The organism is Aestuariirhabdus haliotis (assembly GCF_023509475.1).
GTDB lineage: Bacteria > Pseudomonadota > Gammaproteobacteria > Pseudomonadales > Aestuariirhabdaceae > Aestuariirhabdus > Aestuariirhabdus haliotis.
In genome coordinates this window covers 169807-184709 of the sequence record NZ_JAKSDZ010000001.1, presented here as the reverse complement: position 1 = coordinate 184709, position 14903 = coordinate 169807, and the positions used below count along the sequence as shown (strand labels likewise).

Here is a 14903-nt window from a genome sequence, read left to right as displayed (position 1 = left end):
TCTCGCTAACCTTCTTTGGTCTGGACGCCATCGCTATCAGGGAGAGATCGAAGTTGCCATTTCCGTCAAACCAGAGTTACTCCTCCATCTGTCAGAATTTTCGCTGGCAGCTGCCCGAACAGTACAACATCGGCGTCGATGTCTGCGATCGCTGGGCCGAATCCGAGCCCGAACGCATTGCCATTCTGCATAAGCCGACTACGGGTCCTGTGCAGCCGATTACCTATGGTCAATTGCGCCGTGATTCCAATCGTCTGGCCAACTTACTGAACGAACTGGACATCACTTCGGGGGATCGGGTTGCGGTGCTGCTGGGTCAGTGCCCGGAAACCGCCAGCAGCCATATCGCCATCTACAAAATGGCAGCTATCGCGGTGCCCCTGTTCAGTTTGTTCGAACGGGATGCGCTCAGTTACCGGCTGGCGAATTGCGGCGCGCGCGTGGTGATTACCGATCGCAGCGGGGCTGAAAAACTGCAGCCGATTCGCGATCAATTACCTGATCTTATGCATATTCTGGTGATCGATGCAGAGGGAAAAGCGCTCCAGACCCAGTCGGGATGGGTCGATTATGAGGTCGGTTGTGCAGGTCAGAGTGATGCCTTTACCCCCGTTAGCACCACCCCTGATACTCCGGCCCTGATTATCTACACCTCGGGTACCACGGGGCAGCCCAAGGGCGCGCTCCACGGTCATCGCGTGCTGCTGGGGCATCTGCCCGGGGTTGAGCTGTCACACGATCTGTTACCCCAGCCCGATGATCGTATCTGGACGCCGGCCGACTGGGCCTGGATCGGTGGCCTCTACGATGTGCTGATGCCGGCCCTGCATCACGGGGTGACGGTGGTGTCTTACCGGGCGGAACGCTTCGATGCCGAAGCGGCGCTGGATTTGATCGAATCGCTGCAGATCAGGAATCTGTTTATGCCCCCCACCGCCTTAAAGCTGATGCGCACGGTGGAGAACATTGCCGAGCGCTGGTCGTTAAAACTGCGCACCATTGCCAGCGGCGGTGAGCCCCTGGGCAGTGAACTCCTCGACTGGGCTAAAGACCAGTTGGGGGTCAGCATCAACGAATTTTACGGCCAGACCGAATGCAATATGATCGTCTCCAATTGCACCGCCATCATGCCGGCAAAACCGGGATCTATGGGGCGTCCCGTCGCGGGTCACGAGCTGGCGGTGATCGCACCCGACGGACAACCGTTGCCAACAGGCGAGGTGGGTAACATTGCCGTACACCGACCCGATCCGGTGATGTTTCTCAAATACTGGGATAATGACCAGGCAACCCGTGACCGTTTTGTCGGTGACTGGATGCTGACCGGTGACCTGGCCTGGCAAGACGATGAGGGCTATCTCTATTTCCAGGCACGGGATGATGACCTGATCACCAGCGCGGGTTACCGGTTTGGTCCCGGGGAGATCGAAAACTGTCTGTTGGGCCATGACGCGGTAAAAATGGCGGCGGTAGTCGGTATTGCAGACCCGGTGAGAACCCAGATTGTGAAGGCCTTTATTATTTTGCAGGAGGGTGTTGAACCCAGCGATCAGCTGGTGGAGGCGCTGCAACAGCGGGTTAAAAGCCGCCTTGCCGCCCACGAATACCCGCGCCAGATCGAATTTGTCAACGAACTGCCGATGACCACCACCGGCAAGATTATTCGTCGGCAGTTGCGACAAAACCAGGAGTAAGCGGAAGGCTTATTCGCTCACCCGAAGCTGGCTCTGGGCGAAATCATCTTTCAGGTAGTCGATCAGCAGGCGCAGCTTCTTGGCCTGGCTACCACCGGGTGGAAACACGCCATAGATATCGATGGCCGGCAAATCATAGTCCTCCAGAACCGGCTCCAGCGTGCCTTGCTTGATGCGGGGCATGGCATCGTACAGCGGTATGCGCCCCAGACCGTGGCCGCCCTCGACAAAGGCGGTGCGAGCGGCGGCGTTATTGGTACTGATGCTGCCATTCATTCTGACACTGTAGCGCCGCGACCCCTTGCTGAGTTCCAGAGTGTCGTTGGTGAGTTTGTAGATCACCCAATTGTGGCGGCTCAACTGCGCCGGTGTGGTCGGGCGGGGGTGCTGCTGGAAATATTCCGGAGAAGCGCACAGGCAGGTTGGCAGGGTTGAAAGTCGAGTGGCCTGCAAGCCAGAGCTGGGTAGTGGGGCACCACGAATGGCCAGATCGATACCCTCCTGAATGATATTGACCACTTCGTCGGTGAGCATGACATCAAGAGCGATTTTCGGGTACAGGCGATGGAATCGGTTGAGTGCCGGCACAATGGTTTGCAGGCCAATATTGACCGGGCAGGTTATCTTCAGCAGGCCTTCGGGTTCCTGTTTCAGGTTTTCGATATCCCGGTTGGCTGCTTCTGCCTGCTCGGTGATGTTACGACAACGAACATAATACTCCTGCCCGGCTTCCGTCAGGGTAAAGCTGCGGGTCGAGCGGTTCAGTAGCTTGAGCCCCAGTTGGGTTTCGAGCTTCTTAAGGTGGTAGCTGACCACCGCTCGGGAAACACCGACCTGTTTGGCCGCCGCCGACAGGCTGCCCTGTTCAACAATCTGGGCAAACACAACCATACTCTTCAATTGTTCGAAGGGGGTATCCACCGAGCTTCTCCTTGTAGAACGACAACGCCACTTTGCGTTAAAAATAAAACATTAGATATTAATTGCGCTTGATTGTATAAATTTTTAAATCAATAAAGTCAGGTTTCTCTGCATTGTTGAGAGACCTTTGTCCCCCTATATTGTCCAAAACCTGTCAGCGCGGCATGCGCTTACAATCAGCCCATTCAATTCGCCCCTACAATGACGATCGGCAAGATCAGGAGATACAAATGTCTAATGCCAAGGTATTGATGGTACTTACCTCCCACGACCAACTCGGCAACAGTGGTGAAAAAACCGGTTTCTGGGTGGAGGAGTTCGCGGCGCCCTATTACGTCTTTCTGGATGCGGGTGCGGAAGTAATCCTGGCATCCCCGTCGGGTGGTCAGCCCCCCATCGATCCCAAGAGTGAACTGGACGATTTCCAGACCGATGCCACCCGTCGTTTTGCTTCAGATAAGGCGGGACAACAGGCGCTGGCCAATACCCTGCCACTGGCCCAGGTTAATGCTGATGACTTCGATGCGGTGTTTTATCCTGGTGGCCACGGACCCTTGTGGGACCTGACCGATAATCCTCAATCGATCGCTTTGCTGGAAGCCTTTGTTGACAGCAATAAGCCGGTCTCGGCGGTTTGTCACGCCACGGCGGCATTGCTCAATGTGAAGCAGTCTGGCGGCGATCTGCTGGTCAAAAACCGTGCGGTAACGGGTTTCAGTAATTCCGAAGAAGCCGCTGTTGAGCTGACCGAGGTGGTGCCTTTCCTGCTGGAAGATGCGCTCAAGGAGCGCCAGGCGGATTACCAATGTGCAGCGGATTGGCACCCCTTTGCGATTCAGGACGGCTTAATGATCACCGGTCAAAACCCGGCTTCATCCGAGCTGGTGGCGCAAAAACTGTTAGCTCATTTGTCGGCCTAGAAACAGAGACTTTGGGTGCTTACTACCCTGTGAATAAAGCCCTGAGGGGCCTTAAAAAGGATGCTGTATGCTGAATTTTACCTTTCATAACCCGACTCGGATCCATTTCGGTGAAGAGCAAATACAGGCCATTCGGGATGAGATTCCCAAAGATGCCAGGGTGCTGGTGACCTACGGTGGCGGGTCGATCAAACAAAACGGTGTTTACCAGCAGGTGAGCGATGCCCTGGCCGAGCACAGCTGGTTCGAGTTCAGCGGTATCGAGCCCAACCCCCGTTACGAAACCCTGATGGCAGCTTTGGAGGTGATCGAGCGACACCAGATTGATTACCTGCTGGCCGTTGGCGGCGGCTCGGTGATCGATGGCAGCAAGTTTATTGCCGCAGCGGCCCTGTTTGAGGGGGATGATCCCTGGGACATTATCATTAAGCGCAAACCTGTGGCTCAGGCATTGCCGTTAGGCGCGGTATTAACCCTGCCCGCGACGGGATCGGAGTCCAATACCGGAGGCGTCATCACCCGTGCTGGCAACAAGCTGTCTTTCGCCAGCCCATTGGTGCGCCCTTTGTTTGCGGTGCTTGATCCCAAGGTTACCCTGACGTTGTCCGATCGCCAGATTAGCAATGGCGTGGTGGATGCCTTTGTTCATACCATGGAGCAGTACCTGACGGTGCCGGTGAATGGTAAGGTGCAGGATCGTTTCTCTGAAGGTTTGCTGCTGACCCTGATCGAGGAGGGTCCCAAGGCCCTGGCGGCCGAGACTCGCGACGACCTTGAGGTGCGTAGCAATATTATGTGGGCGGCGTCGTTGGCGCTTAACGGTCTGATCGGTGCGGGTGTGCCTCAGGATTGGGCCACTCATATGATCGGTCATGAGATGACCGGTGCCTATGGCGTCGATCATGCGCGCAGTTTGTCCATCGTGTTACCCGCAGTGATGAAAGAGCGCCGGGAGCAGAAGAGGGAAAAATTGCTGCAATACGCCGAGCGGGTCTGGGATATTCGTCAGGGCAGTGAATCGGAGCGAATCGATCAGGCGATTGCCAATACGGAAGATTTCTTCCGTCGCATGGCGGTGCCGGTACGACTGTCCGAAGTGGATCTGGGATCCTCCGATATTGATACCCTGGTGGAGAACCTGGAAAAGCATCGGATGCTGGCTCTGGGAGAAAATCGGGATATCGATCTCGCCATCAGCCGTAAGATTTTGCAAACGGCGCTCTAGGCTCGCTCAGGTTAGGGAACGAATCACCCTCGAACTCCAAGGGGTGATTTGGCCTCAGACGGTGTCGATGGAACAGTAAAGCGCTATTCCAAAAGCGCGATATAAAGGGCAACAACCTTACCCCTTGTGTTGTTGCCCTTTTTACATACATTGCTATGGCAACAATTCCACCCAGTGATTGCTGTCACCCTGCATCGCTTGTACGCGCTGATTGCGCGTGCGCTCCCAGTCATTGACCGGATAACGTCGGTGCCAGTCGAGTAACAGACGCTGCTGGGCGTCGCTCATAGAGAGCCCGTATTTCTCGTGCATATAGAGATAGATTCGGGCAATTTCGCCTCGCACGGATTCCGGCGGTTCGGCTTTTCGGGCTTTGAAATCGACCTTGAAATCACAGGCGCCATACAGCTTCGGCCGCTTGCCCAGCAATGAAAAGCGGTAGTTGGAGCGGTCGCCATTAATCTCGCCGATAGCCGGCACCAGATTATGCAAGTCTGCTTCCATTTGGCGAAATTCAGCATCCTTCCGGCAGGCCTTGCGGCCACCGTTTTGCCAGCACTGCCGTTGATGGCCAAGTGCCCAGGCGGGGACTACGTGCTCCCATTCGATGCGCTCGGCTCGCTTGGGTTGTTTGCGAACCTCATAACCACAGTCGTCAAGATCCGGAATCAGCTTTTTCTGCTGACTGCGATAGCGGCAGTTGCAGTAGAAACTGTTGGGGTTATCGGCGTAGATCTCCCGGGCTTGCTTCTTGGCGCTGCTAAAGTTGGTTGCGGCGCTTAAGTGAGAGCAGGCAACAGCCAGCAGCAAACAGAGCCAGAATGAAGATGGCGGCATAAACAGACCCAATACGGCGAGTGGGGCAGGGGGCCTCACTCAGAGAATCGATGGCGATTATGGGCAATCGAGCCGCTGCTGTAAATGGAAGGTGTTCTGGTTAACTTGGCTGGAGTTCTGAGGGGGCTTCAGGCAAATGAATATGTGGGAAGTGTTGCAGACCGGTGAGTCGAAGTAGCGGTTGCAGGAGCCAATATGTGCGTCTGGCGAAGACTTCAGCGGTTGCCTTCGCCAGACTCGGACCTTAGCTGCTCTTAGGGATTACTGGTTAAGCAGTTTGGCAAGAGCATCTGTCAGATCATCACTGGCGAGCGCAAAACCTTCGTCAAGATCATTGGCTTGCAGCTTTTCTGTGGAATTTTCCAGAGATTCTCCAGTAATGCTGCGAACTCCTGAAGCCATCAGGGTGCCATTAACACTGTCGGAGACCTTGGCTTCTGCAAACAGGTTGACGGCCTGATCACGACCTCCGGCTGCCTGGTTAACTCCGCTAGCGATCAGCGCTACGGGAATGTATTGGTAAGCGGCCAAAGGCTCATTTGAGATATTAACGCCGGTAATAACGATTTCGAGTTTCAATACATCGGGAGCCGGCTGGTCGGCAACTGGCAGACTTTGCTTGAGCTGCTTGGTGATGTGGTCGGTCAAAAGTGATTGCAAAGCGGAGAGAGTTTTTTGGCTGACCTGCTCGGTTGCCTTCGGCTGAGGATGGAAAGCAACGGGTTCGATCAGCACTTTACTGTATTGCGCATTGCCTAGTTCAGGGCTGATCCAGCGCATAACAGTATTACCATTATCCAGCTTAACCTGTTGAAGCTGACTGTACTGTTCATCACTCATAAACCCTGAATAGTTTTCTTTAGTAACCGGTGATTGAGCAGCACAGCCCAGTAGTAACGAAAAGCATGCGATAAGCAGCCCGTTTTTGATCAATGACATCAATAACTCCTTGTATGACAAGCGACTTGTCAGGATGTAAAGGTTATGGGGGAAGTTTAAGAGGGGCAATCACTAGTAACATGCTATCAAAAGGCAAACAACACAATAAAGCGATAGAGACGAAGGCTCAGGTTTGAGCCCGGTGCGCGTTGGTGACACGGTATGCTTTTTTGCCGGTTCGTTCCAGGCGCAGGGTCAGGCAGCGCTCCTCGTTGGCGGTGTCCTTGGTATCCTGATAGAGCAAGGTCAGTTTACCCGCCGTTTCGTCCCAGAAGCCGCGGTCAAATGCCCAGTCGATATTGCCGTCACCGCCATATTCAGCGATCAGTTCTTCAGATCGGGTGGGATTAATACCAGCTTGATTAAGCTCTTTCTGATTTTGTAGCAGCACCAGCTGTTTGGACAGACGAATCACGGATAGCTCCTGCGTTGGGTGGCCCAGTGTAAGAAAAAAGCGGGTCGAAAGGAATTGGGGTGTTGGCTAGCAGGGGGCTGTTGCGAAGCGTCTTTTCGGCGTGAACGTGGACGTGAGTCGGCGTGAAGGGTAATATCCGCCGGGAATTTGAGCAACGAACCTTTCGTACAGGACCCGTTCCATGAGCCTTGCCGATAAAGTACTGGCGGTTAATAACGATCTGCCAATTCGCACCCAGAGGCCTGTCCACAGCGGTAAAGTCCGCTCCGTCTACTGGTTGACCGACGCCGATAGCCAGCGCCTGATCCGTGAACGTGGCTATGATGTAGCGGCTGATGCGCCACTGGCCATAATGGTGATCAGTGATCGTATTTCGGCGTTCGACTGTATCTGGCACGGTGAAGGCGGTATGAACGGGGTGCCCGGTAAGGGTGCGGCGCTGAATGCGATCTCAAATCATTGGTTCAAGCTGTTTCGCGAGCAGGGCCTGGCCGATAGCCATATTCTCGAGATTCCCCATCCTTTTGTCTGGATTGTGCAGAAAGCCCGCCCGGTGATGATCGAAGCGATCTGCCGTCAATACATCACGGGCTCCATGTGGCGTGCGTACACCAAGGGTGAGCGGGAGTTCTGCGGTATCCAGATCGCCGAAGGTCTGGAAAAAGACCAGAAGTTGCCCGAACTGCTGATTACCCCCTCGACCAAAGGCATCCTGAAGGGCATTCTCGGCGTGCCCGAGGTGGATGACGTCAACATTACCCGTGCCAATATCGACGATAACTTCGCCGCTTTTCATTTTACTAGCAGCGACGATATCGACCGCTACGAGAAGCTGCTCAAGGAAGGCTTCGATGTTATCAGCGACGAGCTGGCCAAGCTCGACCAGGTGTTTGTGGATACCAAATTTGAATTTGGTTATGTCACCGATGCCAAGGGCCAGGAGAAGCTGATCTATATGGATGAGGTCGGTACGCCCGATTCGTCTCGTATCTGGGATGGTCCCAGCTACCGCGAAGGCAAGGTTGTGGAAAACTCCAAGGAGGGTTTCCGCCAGTTGCTGCTGAACCACTTCCCCGACCCCGATATTCTGCTTAACAAAAGTCGCATGGACGAACGCCAGGCGTTAGCGAAGGATAATGCCTTGCCGGAGTCGGTGCTGATGGAGGTCTCCAGAACGTATCTGGATATTGCCGAAAAGATTACCGGTAAAAAGCTGGTGTTAGCGGATAATCCAAAGGCAGAAATTATCGAGATTCTGCGCGACCAGTTTGGTTTGATCGACTGATCTAAAAGGGTATCGGTGCCGGGCAGCGATCACGGGGGCCCTGGCCCCCGCAGTCATTTCTCGGTCTGCTTGCTTTAGCGCATTCGCTGCCTGAACCGGGTTATACCGTTCTCAGATACCACTTGTATTCGAGATCCGAGATCGACTTTTCGAACTCGATCATTTCGTGCTCTTTGCAGCAAATGTAGGTGTCGAGAAAATGCTTACCCAGATACTCGGCCATAACGTCGGATTCCCCCAGCAGCCGCAGGGCGTCCCTGAGGTTGTCGGCCAGCGTCTGGCTGAGCTGATTGTAGGCATTTCCTTCGAGCACCGGGGGCGGCGTTAACTGCTTGGCCAGGCCGTGATGGATTCCCGCGAGTAATGAGCTCATCACCAGGTAGGGGTTGGCGTCGGCGCCGGATACTCGATGCTCGATGCGGGTCGCTTCGCGATCACCGGATGGAATACGCAGGGCTGTTGTACGATTGTCCTTGCCCCAGCTAGGTGCATTGGGGGTATAGAATTCCGGGGAAAAGCGACGGTAGGAGTTTACGCTCGGGCAGAACAGCGCCATGGAACTGGGCATCAGATCCAGCAACCCGGCGACGGCTTGCATCATGGTATCGGTGTAGCTGCCGTCTTCATTGGCAAAGGCATTATTGCCAGCTTCGTCCAGCAAGCTGATATGAATGTGCAGGCCATTGCCCGCCTGATCCGGGTAAGGCTTGGCCATAAAAGTGGCTTCGAAGCCGTGTTTGTTGGCAATCCCCTTGATCACACGCTTCAGTAATAGCCCATGGTCGCAGGCGGTCAGCGGGTCATCGATATGATGCAGGTTGACCTCAAATTGCCCTGGGGCGTATTCGGCAATAATGGTGTCAGCGGGGATACCTTGCTGCTGGGCGCTATTGATGACGTCTTCGAGAAACTCGGCGTAATCGTCCAGGTCATCTATGGAGTAAACCTGGGTGTTGTTCTCGCGTTTACCGGTAACGGGAGATAGCGGAGGTTGGGGAGTGTTTTCGTTGCTGAACTCTTTGTCCAGCAGGTAGAACTCAAGCTCCACGGCAACCACAGGCCTAAGCTTTAGAGCTTTAAAGCGCTCCAGCATCTTGCTCAGAACCTGGCGGGGGTTGATCTCAAGTGGCGAGCGGTCGCTGTGGTGCATGGTCATCAGCAATTGGGCTGTCGGCCGCTTTTGCCAGGGCACCATGGTTAAGGTACCGGGGATTGGAAAGCAGAACTTATCGCCATCACCCGTCTCTAAACCAATGCCGCTTTCTTCGACCACATCACCACGAATATCGAGAGAAAAAACGGATTCGGGCAGGCAGATCCCTTTACCATAGGCTTTCTTTAGTACGGAAGGGTCGACGCGTTTACCCCTTATTACACCGTTCATATCGGCGATAAGCAGATCGATGGTGGTCACTTCCGGGTGCTTTTTCAGGAAGTCGGGCGCTTCACTTTGATAAGTAGCGTCAAACATTGGATAACCTTTTTGTAAAATATATTTATCATGGTTTATGCGAAATCAGTGAATCCCAAGCCCGGATTAAAGTCAAGCAAGCCTCGGTGGGGTTGGGTTTCTAAAAAGGGTCTAATGCACCAATTTTGGGAGTTTTGCTCGATTGTTTGCTCGCTTTTAAGGCATAAAATAGTGCTGTTAATTGTCAGGAAAGAACTTTTGTGTTGCATTTTTTTTAATGATATTGTGTGAAAAAACGAACAATAATTAGACTGAAAATTCTGGAATCATATGTCTTATCACAGCCTAAAGCCCATGGTCGGAGTATCGGCCTGCACTCGTCAGCTGGGGATTCATCCGTTTCACGTTGCAGGTAACAAATATCTGGTCGGCCTGGTCGAGGGCTCAGATGTACTGCCGGTGATCATTCCCGCTCTGGGCGATGCACTCGAGGCGCGGCCTACCCTGGAAAGACTGGATGGCCTGTTGTTAACGGGCTCTTACTCTATGGTGCAACCTCACCTGTATGGGGCCGACAGCAGTGTGGACCCTTCCGACTACGATTTACACCGAGATGCCACCACCTTACCTCTTATTCGGGAAGCCATTGATAGTGGTGTGCCGGTGCTGGCAATCTGCCGTGGCTTCCAGGAGATGAATGTGGCTTTTGGTGGTTCATTGCATCAACGCCTCCATGACACCGGACGTTATCAGGAACATCGGGAAGACAAAGAACTACCGATTGACCAGCAGTATGCAGTAGCCCACAGGGTGTTGATTGAATCAGGCGGGGTACTGGCTTCATTAGTCGGCGAGGAGCCCCAAATGGTAAATTCACTGCACACTCAGGGGGTGGACCAGCTCGGATTAGGTTTACAGGTGGAAGCGCGGGCCGAGGACGGTCTGGTTGAGGCCTTCTCCGTGGGTGGCGCCCCCGGATTTAACCTGGCCGTGCAATGGCACCCGGAATGGAAAGTAGCAGAACACCCCTTCTACCTGAGTATTTTTAAAGCCTTTGGCGACGCTTGTCGGCAGAGGGCTCACGACAACAACAGAGGTTAAACATGCAAGCCATAGACAGTTGGCTGAAAGAAAATGGCATTACCGAGGTGGAATGCCTGGTGGCCGATTTTACCGGGATTGCTCGCGGTAAAATCATGCCCGCATCGAAATTTATGAAGGAGCGGGGGATTCGCCTGCCTGAATCGGTGGCCTTGCAGAGCGTGACTGGTGACTATGTCGAGGATGAGCTGTACGACCAGTTAGTGGACCCGTCTGAAATTGATATGCGTTTGCATCCCGATGAAGCCGCCATGTATCTGGTGCCCTGGGCCCTGGAACCCACGGCACAGATTATCCATGACACCTATGACAAGCAGGGGCAGCCGACCGAACTCTGCCCCCGTAATCTGTTGAAAAAAGTGATGGCGCTCTATGACGCCAAGGGTTGGGTGCCGGTCGTTGCGCCGGAACTGGAGTTTTACCTGACCAAGCCCAGTGATGATCCCGATCTGCCACTGGAGCCTCCCGTGGGTCGTTCCGGTCGACAGGAAAGCGGTCGGCAGTCGTTCAGTATTGATGCCACCAACGAATACGATCCGCTGTTTGAAGATGTGTACGATTATTGCGAAGCCATGGATCTGGATGTTGATACCCTGATTCACGAAGAGGGCACGGCGCAAATGGAGATTAACTTTCTCCACGGTTCACCGGTTAACCTGGCCGATCAGGTATTTCTGTTTAAACGTGTCGTACGCGAAGCGGCTCTGAAACATAATGTACGTGCCACCTTTATGGCCAAGCCGGTGGAAGATCAGCCGGGTAGCTCGATGCATGTGCACCAGAGTTTGCTGGACAGTAAAACCGGCAAGAACATTTTCAGTAATGAAGATGGCTCCATGTCCGAGCTGTTTCTCAGCTATATCGCCGGTCTGCAAAAATACATTCCCTACACCATGCCGCTGTTCGCACCGAACGTAAATTCTTACCGACGCTTCTTGCCCGATACCTCGGCTCCGGTAAATGTTGAATGGGGTGAAGACAATCGCACGGTGGCACTACGGGTACCCGATTCGGACGCCGAAGCGCGTCGCATCGAAAACCGCCTGGCCGGTGCCGATGCCAACCCCTACCTTGCCCTGGCCGGTACCCTGCTGTGCGGTTATATGGGAATCGAAGAGGGGTTGAAGCCCAGCAAGCCCGTGTCCGGTAGTGCTTATCATCTGCGTGATCGAGCCGTCCCCGTCAACCTCGAACATGCCCTGGAAAAAATGGAAGGCTGCGAGGCGATGAAAGCCAGACTGGGGGAAAAATTTATCAGCGCTTACGTTGCGGTGAAACGTGCCGAATATGAAAACTTCAAACGAGTGATCAGCTCATGGGAGCGAGAATACCTGCTGCTTAGTGTGTAAAAGCAACGACCCAAGAGAGTGACAATAAAAAGTGGTGGCATTGAAAAATGCACAACATAGAACGGCGCTTTTGACGCCCCCAGTTTTAGGTGATTTATGACGACGGAAACAAAAGCATTGGATACCGCGCAACTACAGGCCCTCGATCGGGATCATCATTTGCACCCGTTTACCGACTTCAAACAGCTCGGTGAAGAGGGGGCACGGGTCATTGAACGAGCCGAAGGGGTCTATTTGTGGGATCGAGATGGCAACAAAATGCTCGATGCCATGGCGGGACTCTGGTGCGTCAATGTCGGCTACGGTCGCAAGGAACTGGCGGACGTGGCGTTTCAGCAAATGCAGCAGTTGCCCTATTACAACGCCTTTTTCAAAACCACTCACGAGCCCGTGGTAGAGCTTTCGCGTTTAATCGCTGAGGTGACGCCAGAGCATATGCAGCACGTGTTTTTTTGTGGCTCGGGCTCAGAGGCTAACGATACCGTGCTGCGCATGGTGCGCCGGTATTGGGATGTCAAAGGCAAACCGAATAAGAAAACCTTTATTAGCCGGGTCAACGCCTATCACGGATCTACGGTGGCCGGGGCGAGCCTTGGCGGCATGAAATATATGCATGAACACGGCGATCTGCCCATTCCGGGCATTGTGCACATTCCGCAACCTTACTGGTACGGCGAGGGAGGCGACCAGACGCCGGAAGAGTTTGGCTTGCAAGCGGCACGGGCACTGGAAGCAAAAATTCTCGAGCTTGGTGAAGACAATGTCGGTGCCTTTATCGCCGAACCGATACAGGGCGCTGGTGGCGTGATTGTGCCACCGGACAGCTACTGGCCAGAGATCAAACGCATTCTGGATAAGTATGAAATCCTGCTGGTGGTGGACGAGGTGATCTGCGGGTTTGGTCGTACCGGTGAATGGTTTGGTAGCGATTACTATGGTTTGAAGCCTGACCTGATGCCGATTGCCAAAGGCCTGTCATCGGGTTATCTGCCTATTGGGGGTGTGGTAGTTGGCGATCGGGTGGCCAAGACTCTGATTGATGAAGGGGGAGAGTTCAATCATGGCTATACCTATTCCGGCCATCCGGTAGCGGCGGCGGTAGCGGCGGCCAATATTCGTATTTTGCAAAACGAAGGCCTGGTGGATCGGGTACGTGATGAAACCGGCCCCTACTTGCAGCAGCGCTGGCGCGAGTTGGCGGACCATCCCTTGGTGGGTGAGGTCAGGGGCGTTGGCCTGGTCGGCGCGTTGGAACTCACCAACGACAAGGCGGCTCGAACCCGGTTTGATGACAAGGGCAAGGCCGGCACGGTGTGCCGTGATTTTTGCTTTAACAACGGACTGATCATGCGGGCAACCGGAGATACCATGATTATTTCTCCCCCCTTGGTGATCAGCAAAGAAGAGATTGATGAGCTGATCGAAAAAGCAAAATACTGTCTGGATCTGACGGCGAAAGCGTTGGGGGTGATCTGACCGTTAGCACACTGAAAGTGGTTGGAAGCAGAACCTAAAGGGAGGAAAGAGTTGTCAAAAATACACCAATTAGGGCAATACCAAGAGAGGTCTATTGACTGAAATAAACAGTTTTAGCAATAGTAAACCTACGCATAACTATAACGAGAATACAGGGAAAACCTATGAAGAATGTCATCAAGAATACAGTGGTTGGGTTAACCGCGGCTTGTGCTTTAACGGCAGGCAGTCAGGCCATTGCGGCTGACAGGGTGCTACACGTCTATAACTGGTCCGATTACATTGCAGAAGACACCATCGCCAATTTTGAAAAGAAAACCGGCATCAAGGTCAGCTACGATGTGTTTGATTCCAACGAAGTGCTGGAAGCCAAGTTGCTTTCTGGTGGTTCCGGTTTTGATATTGTGGTGCCTTCCGCCTCGTTTATGGCGCGCCAGATTCAGGCCGGTGCTTTCCAACCGATGGATCGTAGCAAGCTGAGCAATTGGGGTAATCTCGATGACAATATGATGAAAAATCTGGAAGTGTACGATCCCGGTAACCAATACGCTTTCCCCTATCTCTGGGGTACTACAGGTATTGGCTACAACCCGGACAAGGTAAAGGCCGCATTGGGTGATGCCGCTCCCGTGAACAGCTGGGACCTGATCTTCAAGCCGGAAAATATGGAGAAGCTGGCCGCCTGTGGTGTCGCCGTTCTCGATGCGCCGACCGAAATGCTGCCGGCTGCACTCAAGTATCTGGGTAAGGACCCAAACAGCCATAACAAAGCAGACTATGAAGAAGCGACCCAGTTACTGATGAGTGTGCGCCCTCATATTACCTATTTCCACTCGTCAAAATATATTTCAGATCTGGCCAATGGCGATATCTGTGTCGCCGTGGGATGGTCCGGGGATGTCTTGCAGGCTGCCGATCGTGCTGCCGAAGCTGAAAATGGCGTTACGGTTGAATACGTGATTCCTGCCGAAGGTGCGGGTATGTGGTTTGATATGCTGGTTATGCCTACCGACGCTAAAAATGTCGATGAAGCCTATGAGTTCCTGAATTATCTACTGGATCCCGAAGTGATGGCAGAAATATCTAACTATGTTGCCTACGCTAACGGTAACAGTGCCGCGACCAAGCTGGTAGATGAGGAAATTACTGGTAATCCCGGTATTTACCCGACCCCCGAAGCCGAGAAAAATCTCTATCCCTTCAAGGTGCTTCCCAAGAAGATTGATCGCATCGTAACCCGTGCCTGGACCAAGGTGAAATCCGGGCAATAAGCCGATCAGGTTACAGCGAGCTTCGGTTCGCTGTAACCTGAAGATAAATCTACTTTGTA

The 14903-nt window shown here is 53.6% G+C and carries 13 protein-coding genes; 8 read left to right on the top strand and 5 right to left on the bottom strand.

Going from position 1 to position 14903, the window contains the following annotated elements:
• Window positions 1-53 precede the first annotated feature (53 nt).
• Window positions 54-1694, top strand: a complete 1641-nt coding sequence (locus MIB40_RS00950; RefSeq protein WP_249689768.1) for an acyl-CoA synthetase — start codon at window positions 54-56, stop codon at window positions 1692-1694.
• A 9-nt stretch (window positions 1695-1703) separates the two neighbouring features.
• Here the strand turns inward: MIB40_RS00950 and MIB40_RS00945 are convergent, their stop codons facing one another.
• A complete protein-coding gene (locus MIB40_RS00945) occupies window positions 1704-2615 on the bottom strand; it encodes a LysR family transcriptional regulator (protein WP_249689766.1) in 912 nt (303 codons plus the stop codon).
• Between the two features lie 230 nt (window positions 2616-2845).
• Between MIB40_RS00945 and MIB40_RS00940 the strand changes: the two genes are divergently transcribed.
• Window positions 2846-3535, top strand: a complete 690-nt coding sequence (locus MIB40_RS00940) for a type 1 glutamine amidotransferase domain-containing protein (RefSeq protein ID WP_249689764.1) — start codon at window positions 2846-2848, stop codon at window positions 3533-3535.
• 67 nt (window positions 3536-3602) lie between these two features.
• Window positions 3603-4760 carry an iron-containing alcohol dehydrogenase gene (locus MIB40_RS00935; protein ID WP_249689762.1) on the top strand — a complete coding sequence of 386 codons (1158 nt, stop codon included), beginning with the start codon at window positions 3603-3605 and terminating at the stop codon, window positions 4758-4760.
• 153 nt (window positions 4761-4913) lie between these two features.
• Here the strand turns inward: MIB40_RS00935 and MIB40_RS00930 are convergent, their stop codons facing one another.
• The 3 genes from MIB40_RS00930 to MIB40_RS00920 form a co-directional block, all read right to left on the bottom strand.
• On the bottom strand, window positions 4914-5636 hold the full coding sequence (locus MIB40_RS00930; protein ID WP_319941604.1) for an endonuclease: 723 nt from the start codon (window positions 5634-5636) through the stop codon (window positions 4914-4916).
• Between the two features lie 222 nt (window positions 5637-5858).
• Entirely contained in the window at window positions 5859-6536 is a 678-nt protein-coding gene (locus MIB40_RS00925; RefSeq protein ID WP_249689760.1) for a DUF3313 domain-containing protein, read from the bottom strand.
• A 127-nt stretch (window positions 6537-6663) separates the two neighbouring features.
• Window positions 6664-6951: a hypothetical protein gene (locus MIB40_RS00920; RefSeq protein WP_249689758.1), complete on the bottom strand. Its 288-nt coding sequence runs from the start codon at window positions 6949-6951 to the stop codon at window positions 6664-6666.
• Window positions 6952-7132: 181 nt separating this feature from the next.
• On the opposite strand from MIB40_RS00920, the gene MIB40_RS00915 reads away from it, so the two are divergent.
• Window positions 7133-8236, top strand: a complete 1104-nt coding sequence (locus MIB40_RS00915) for a phosphoribosylaminoimidazolesuccinocarboxamide synthase (protein WP_249689756.1) — start codon at window positions 7133-7135, stop codon at window positions 8234-8236.
• Between the two features lie 100 nt (window positions 8237-8336).
• On the opposite strand, the gene MIB40_RS00910 is transcribed toward MIB40_RS00915, so the two are convergent.
• Window positions 8337-9707 (bottom strand): glutamine synthetase family protein, encoded by a 1371-nt coding sequence (locus tag MIB40_RS00910; RefSeq protein WP_249689754.1) that lies wholly within the window; start codon window positions 9705-9707, stop codon window positions 8337-8339.
• Between the two features lie 270 nt (window positions 9708-9977).
• Between MIB40_RS00910 and MIB40_RS00905 the strand changes: the two genes are divergently transcribed.
• The 4 genes from MIB40_RS00905 (at window position 9978) to MIB40_RS00890 (ending at window position 14844) form a co-directional block, all read left to right on the top strand.
• Window positions 9978-10748 carry a gamma-glutamyl-gamma-aminobutyrate hydrolase family protein gene (locus MIB40_RS00905; protein ID WP_249689752.1) on the top strand — a complete coding sequence of 257 codons (771 nt, stop codon included), beginning with the start codon at window positions 9978-9980 and terminating at the stop codon, window positions 10746-10748.
• Between the two features lie 2 nt (window positions 10749-10750).
• Window positions 10751-12097 (top strand): glutamine synthetase family protein, encoded by a 1347-nt coding sequence (locus MIB40_RS00900; protein ID WP_249689750.1) that lies wholly within the window; start codon window positions 10751-10753, stop codon window positions 12095-12097.
• A 96-nt stretch (window positions 12098-12193) separates the two neighbouring features.
• Window positions 12194-13573: an aspartate aminotransferase family protein gene (locus MIB40_RS00895; protein WP_249689748.1), complete on the top strand. Its 1380-nt coding sequence runs from the start codon at window positions 12194-12196 to the stop codon at window positions 13571-13573.
• Between the two features lie 164 nt (window positions 13574-13737).
• Entirely contained in the window at window positions 13738-14844 is a 1107-nt protein-coding gene (locus MIB40_RS00890; RefSeq protein ID WP_249689747.1) for an extracellular solute-binding protein, read from the top strand.
• Window positions 14845-14903: the final 59 nt, after the last annotated feature.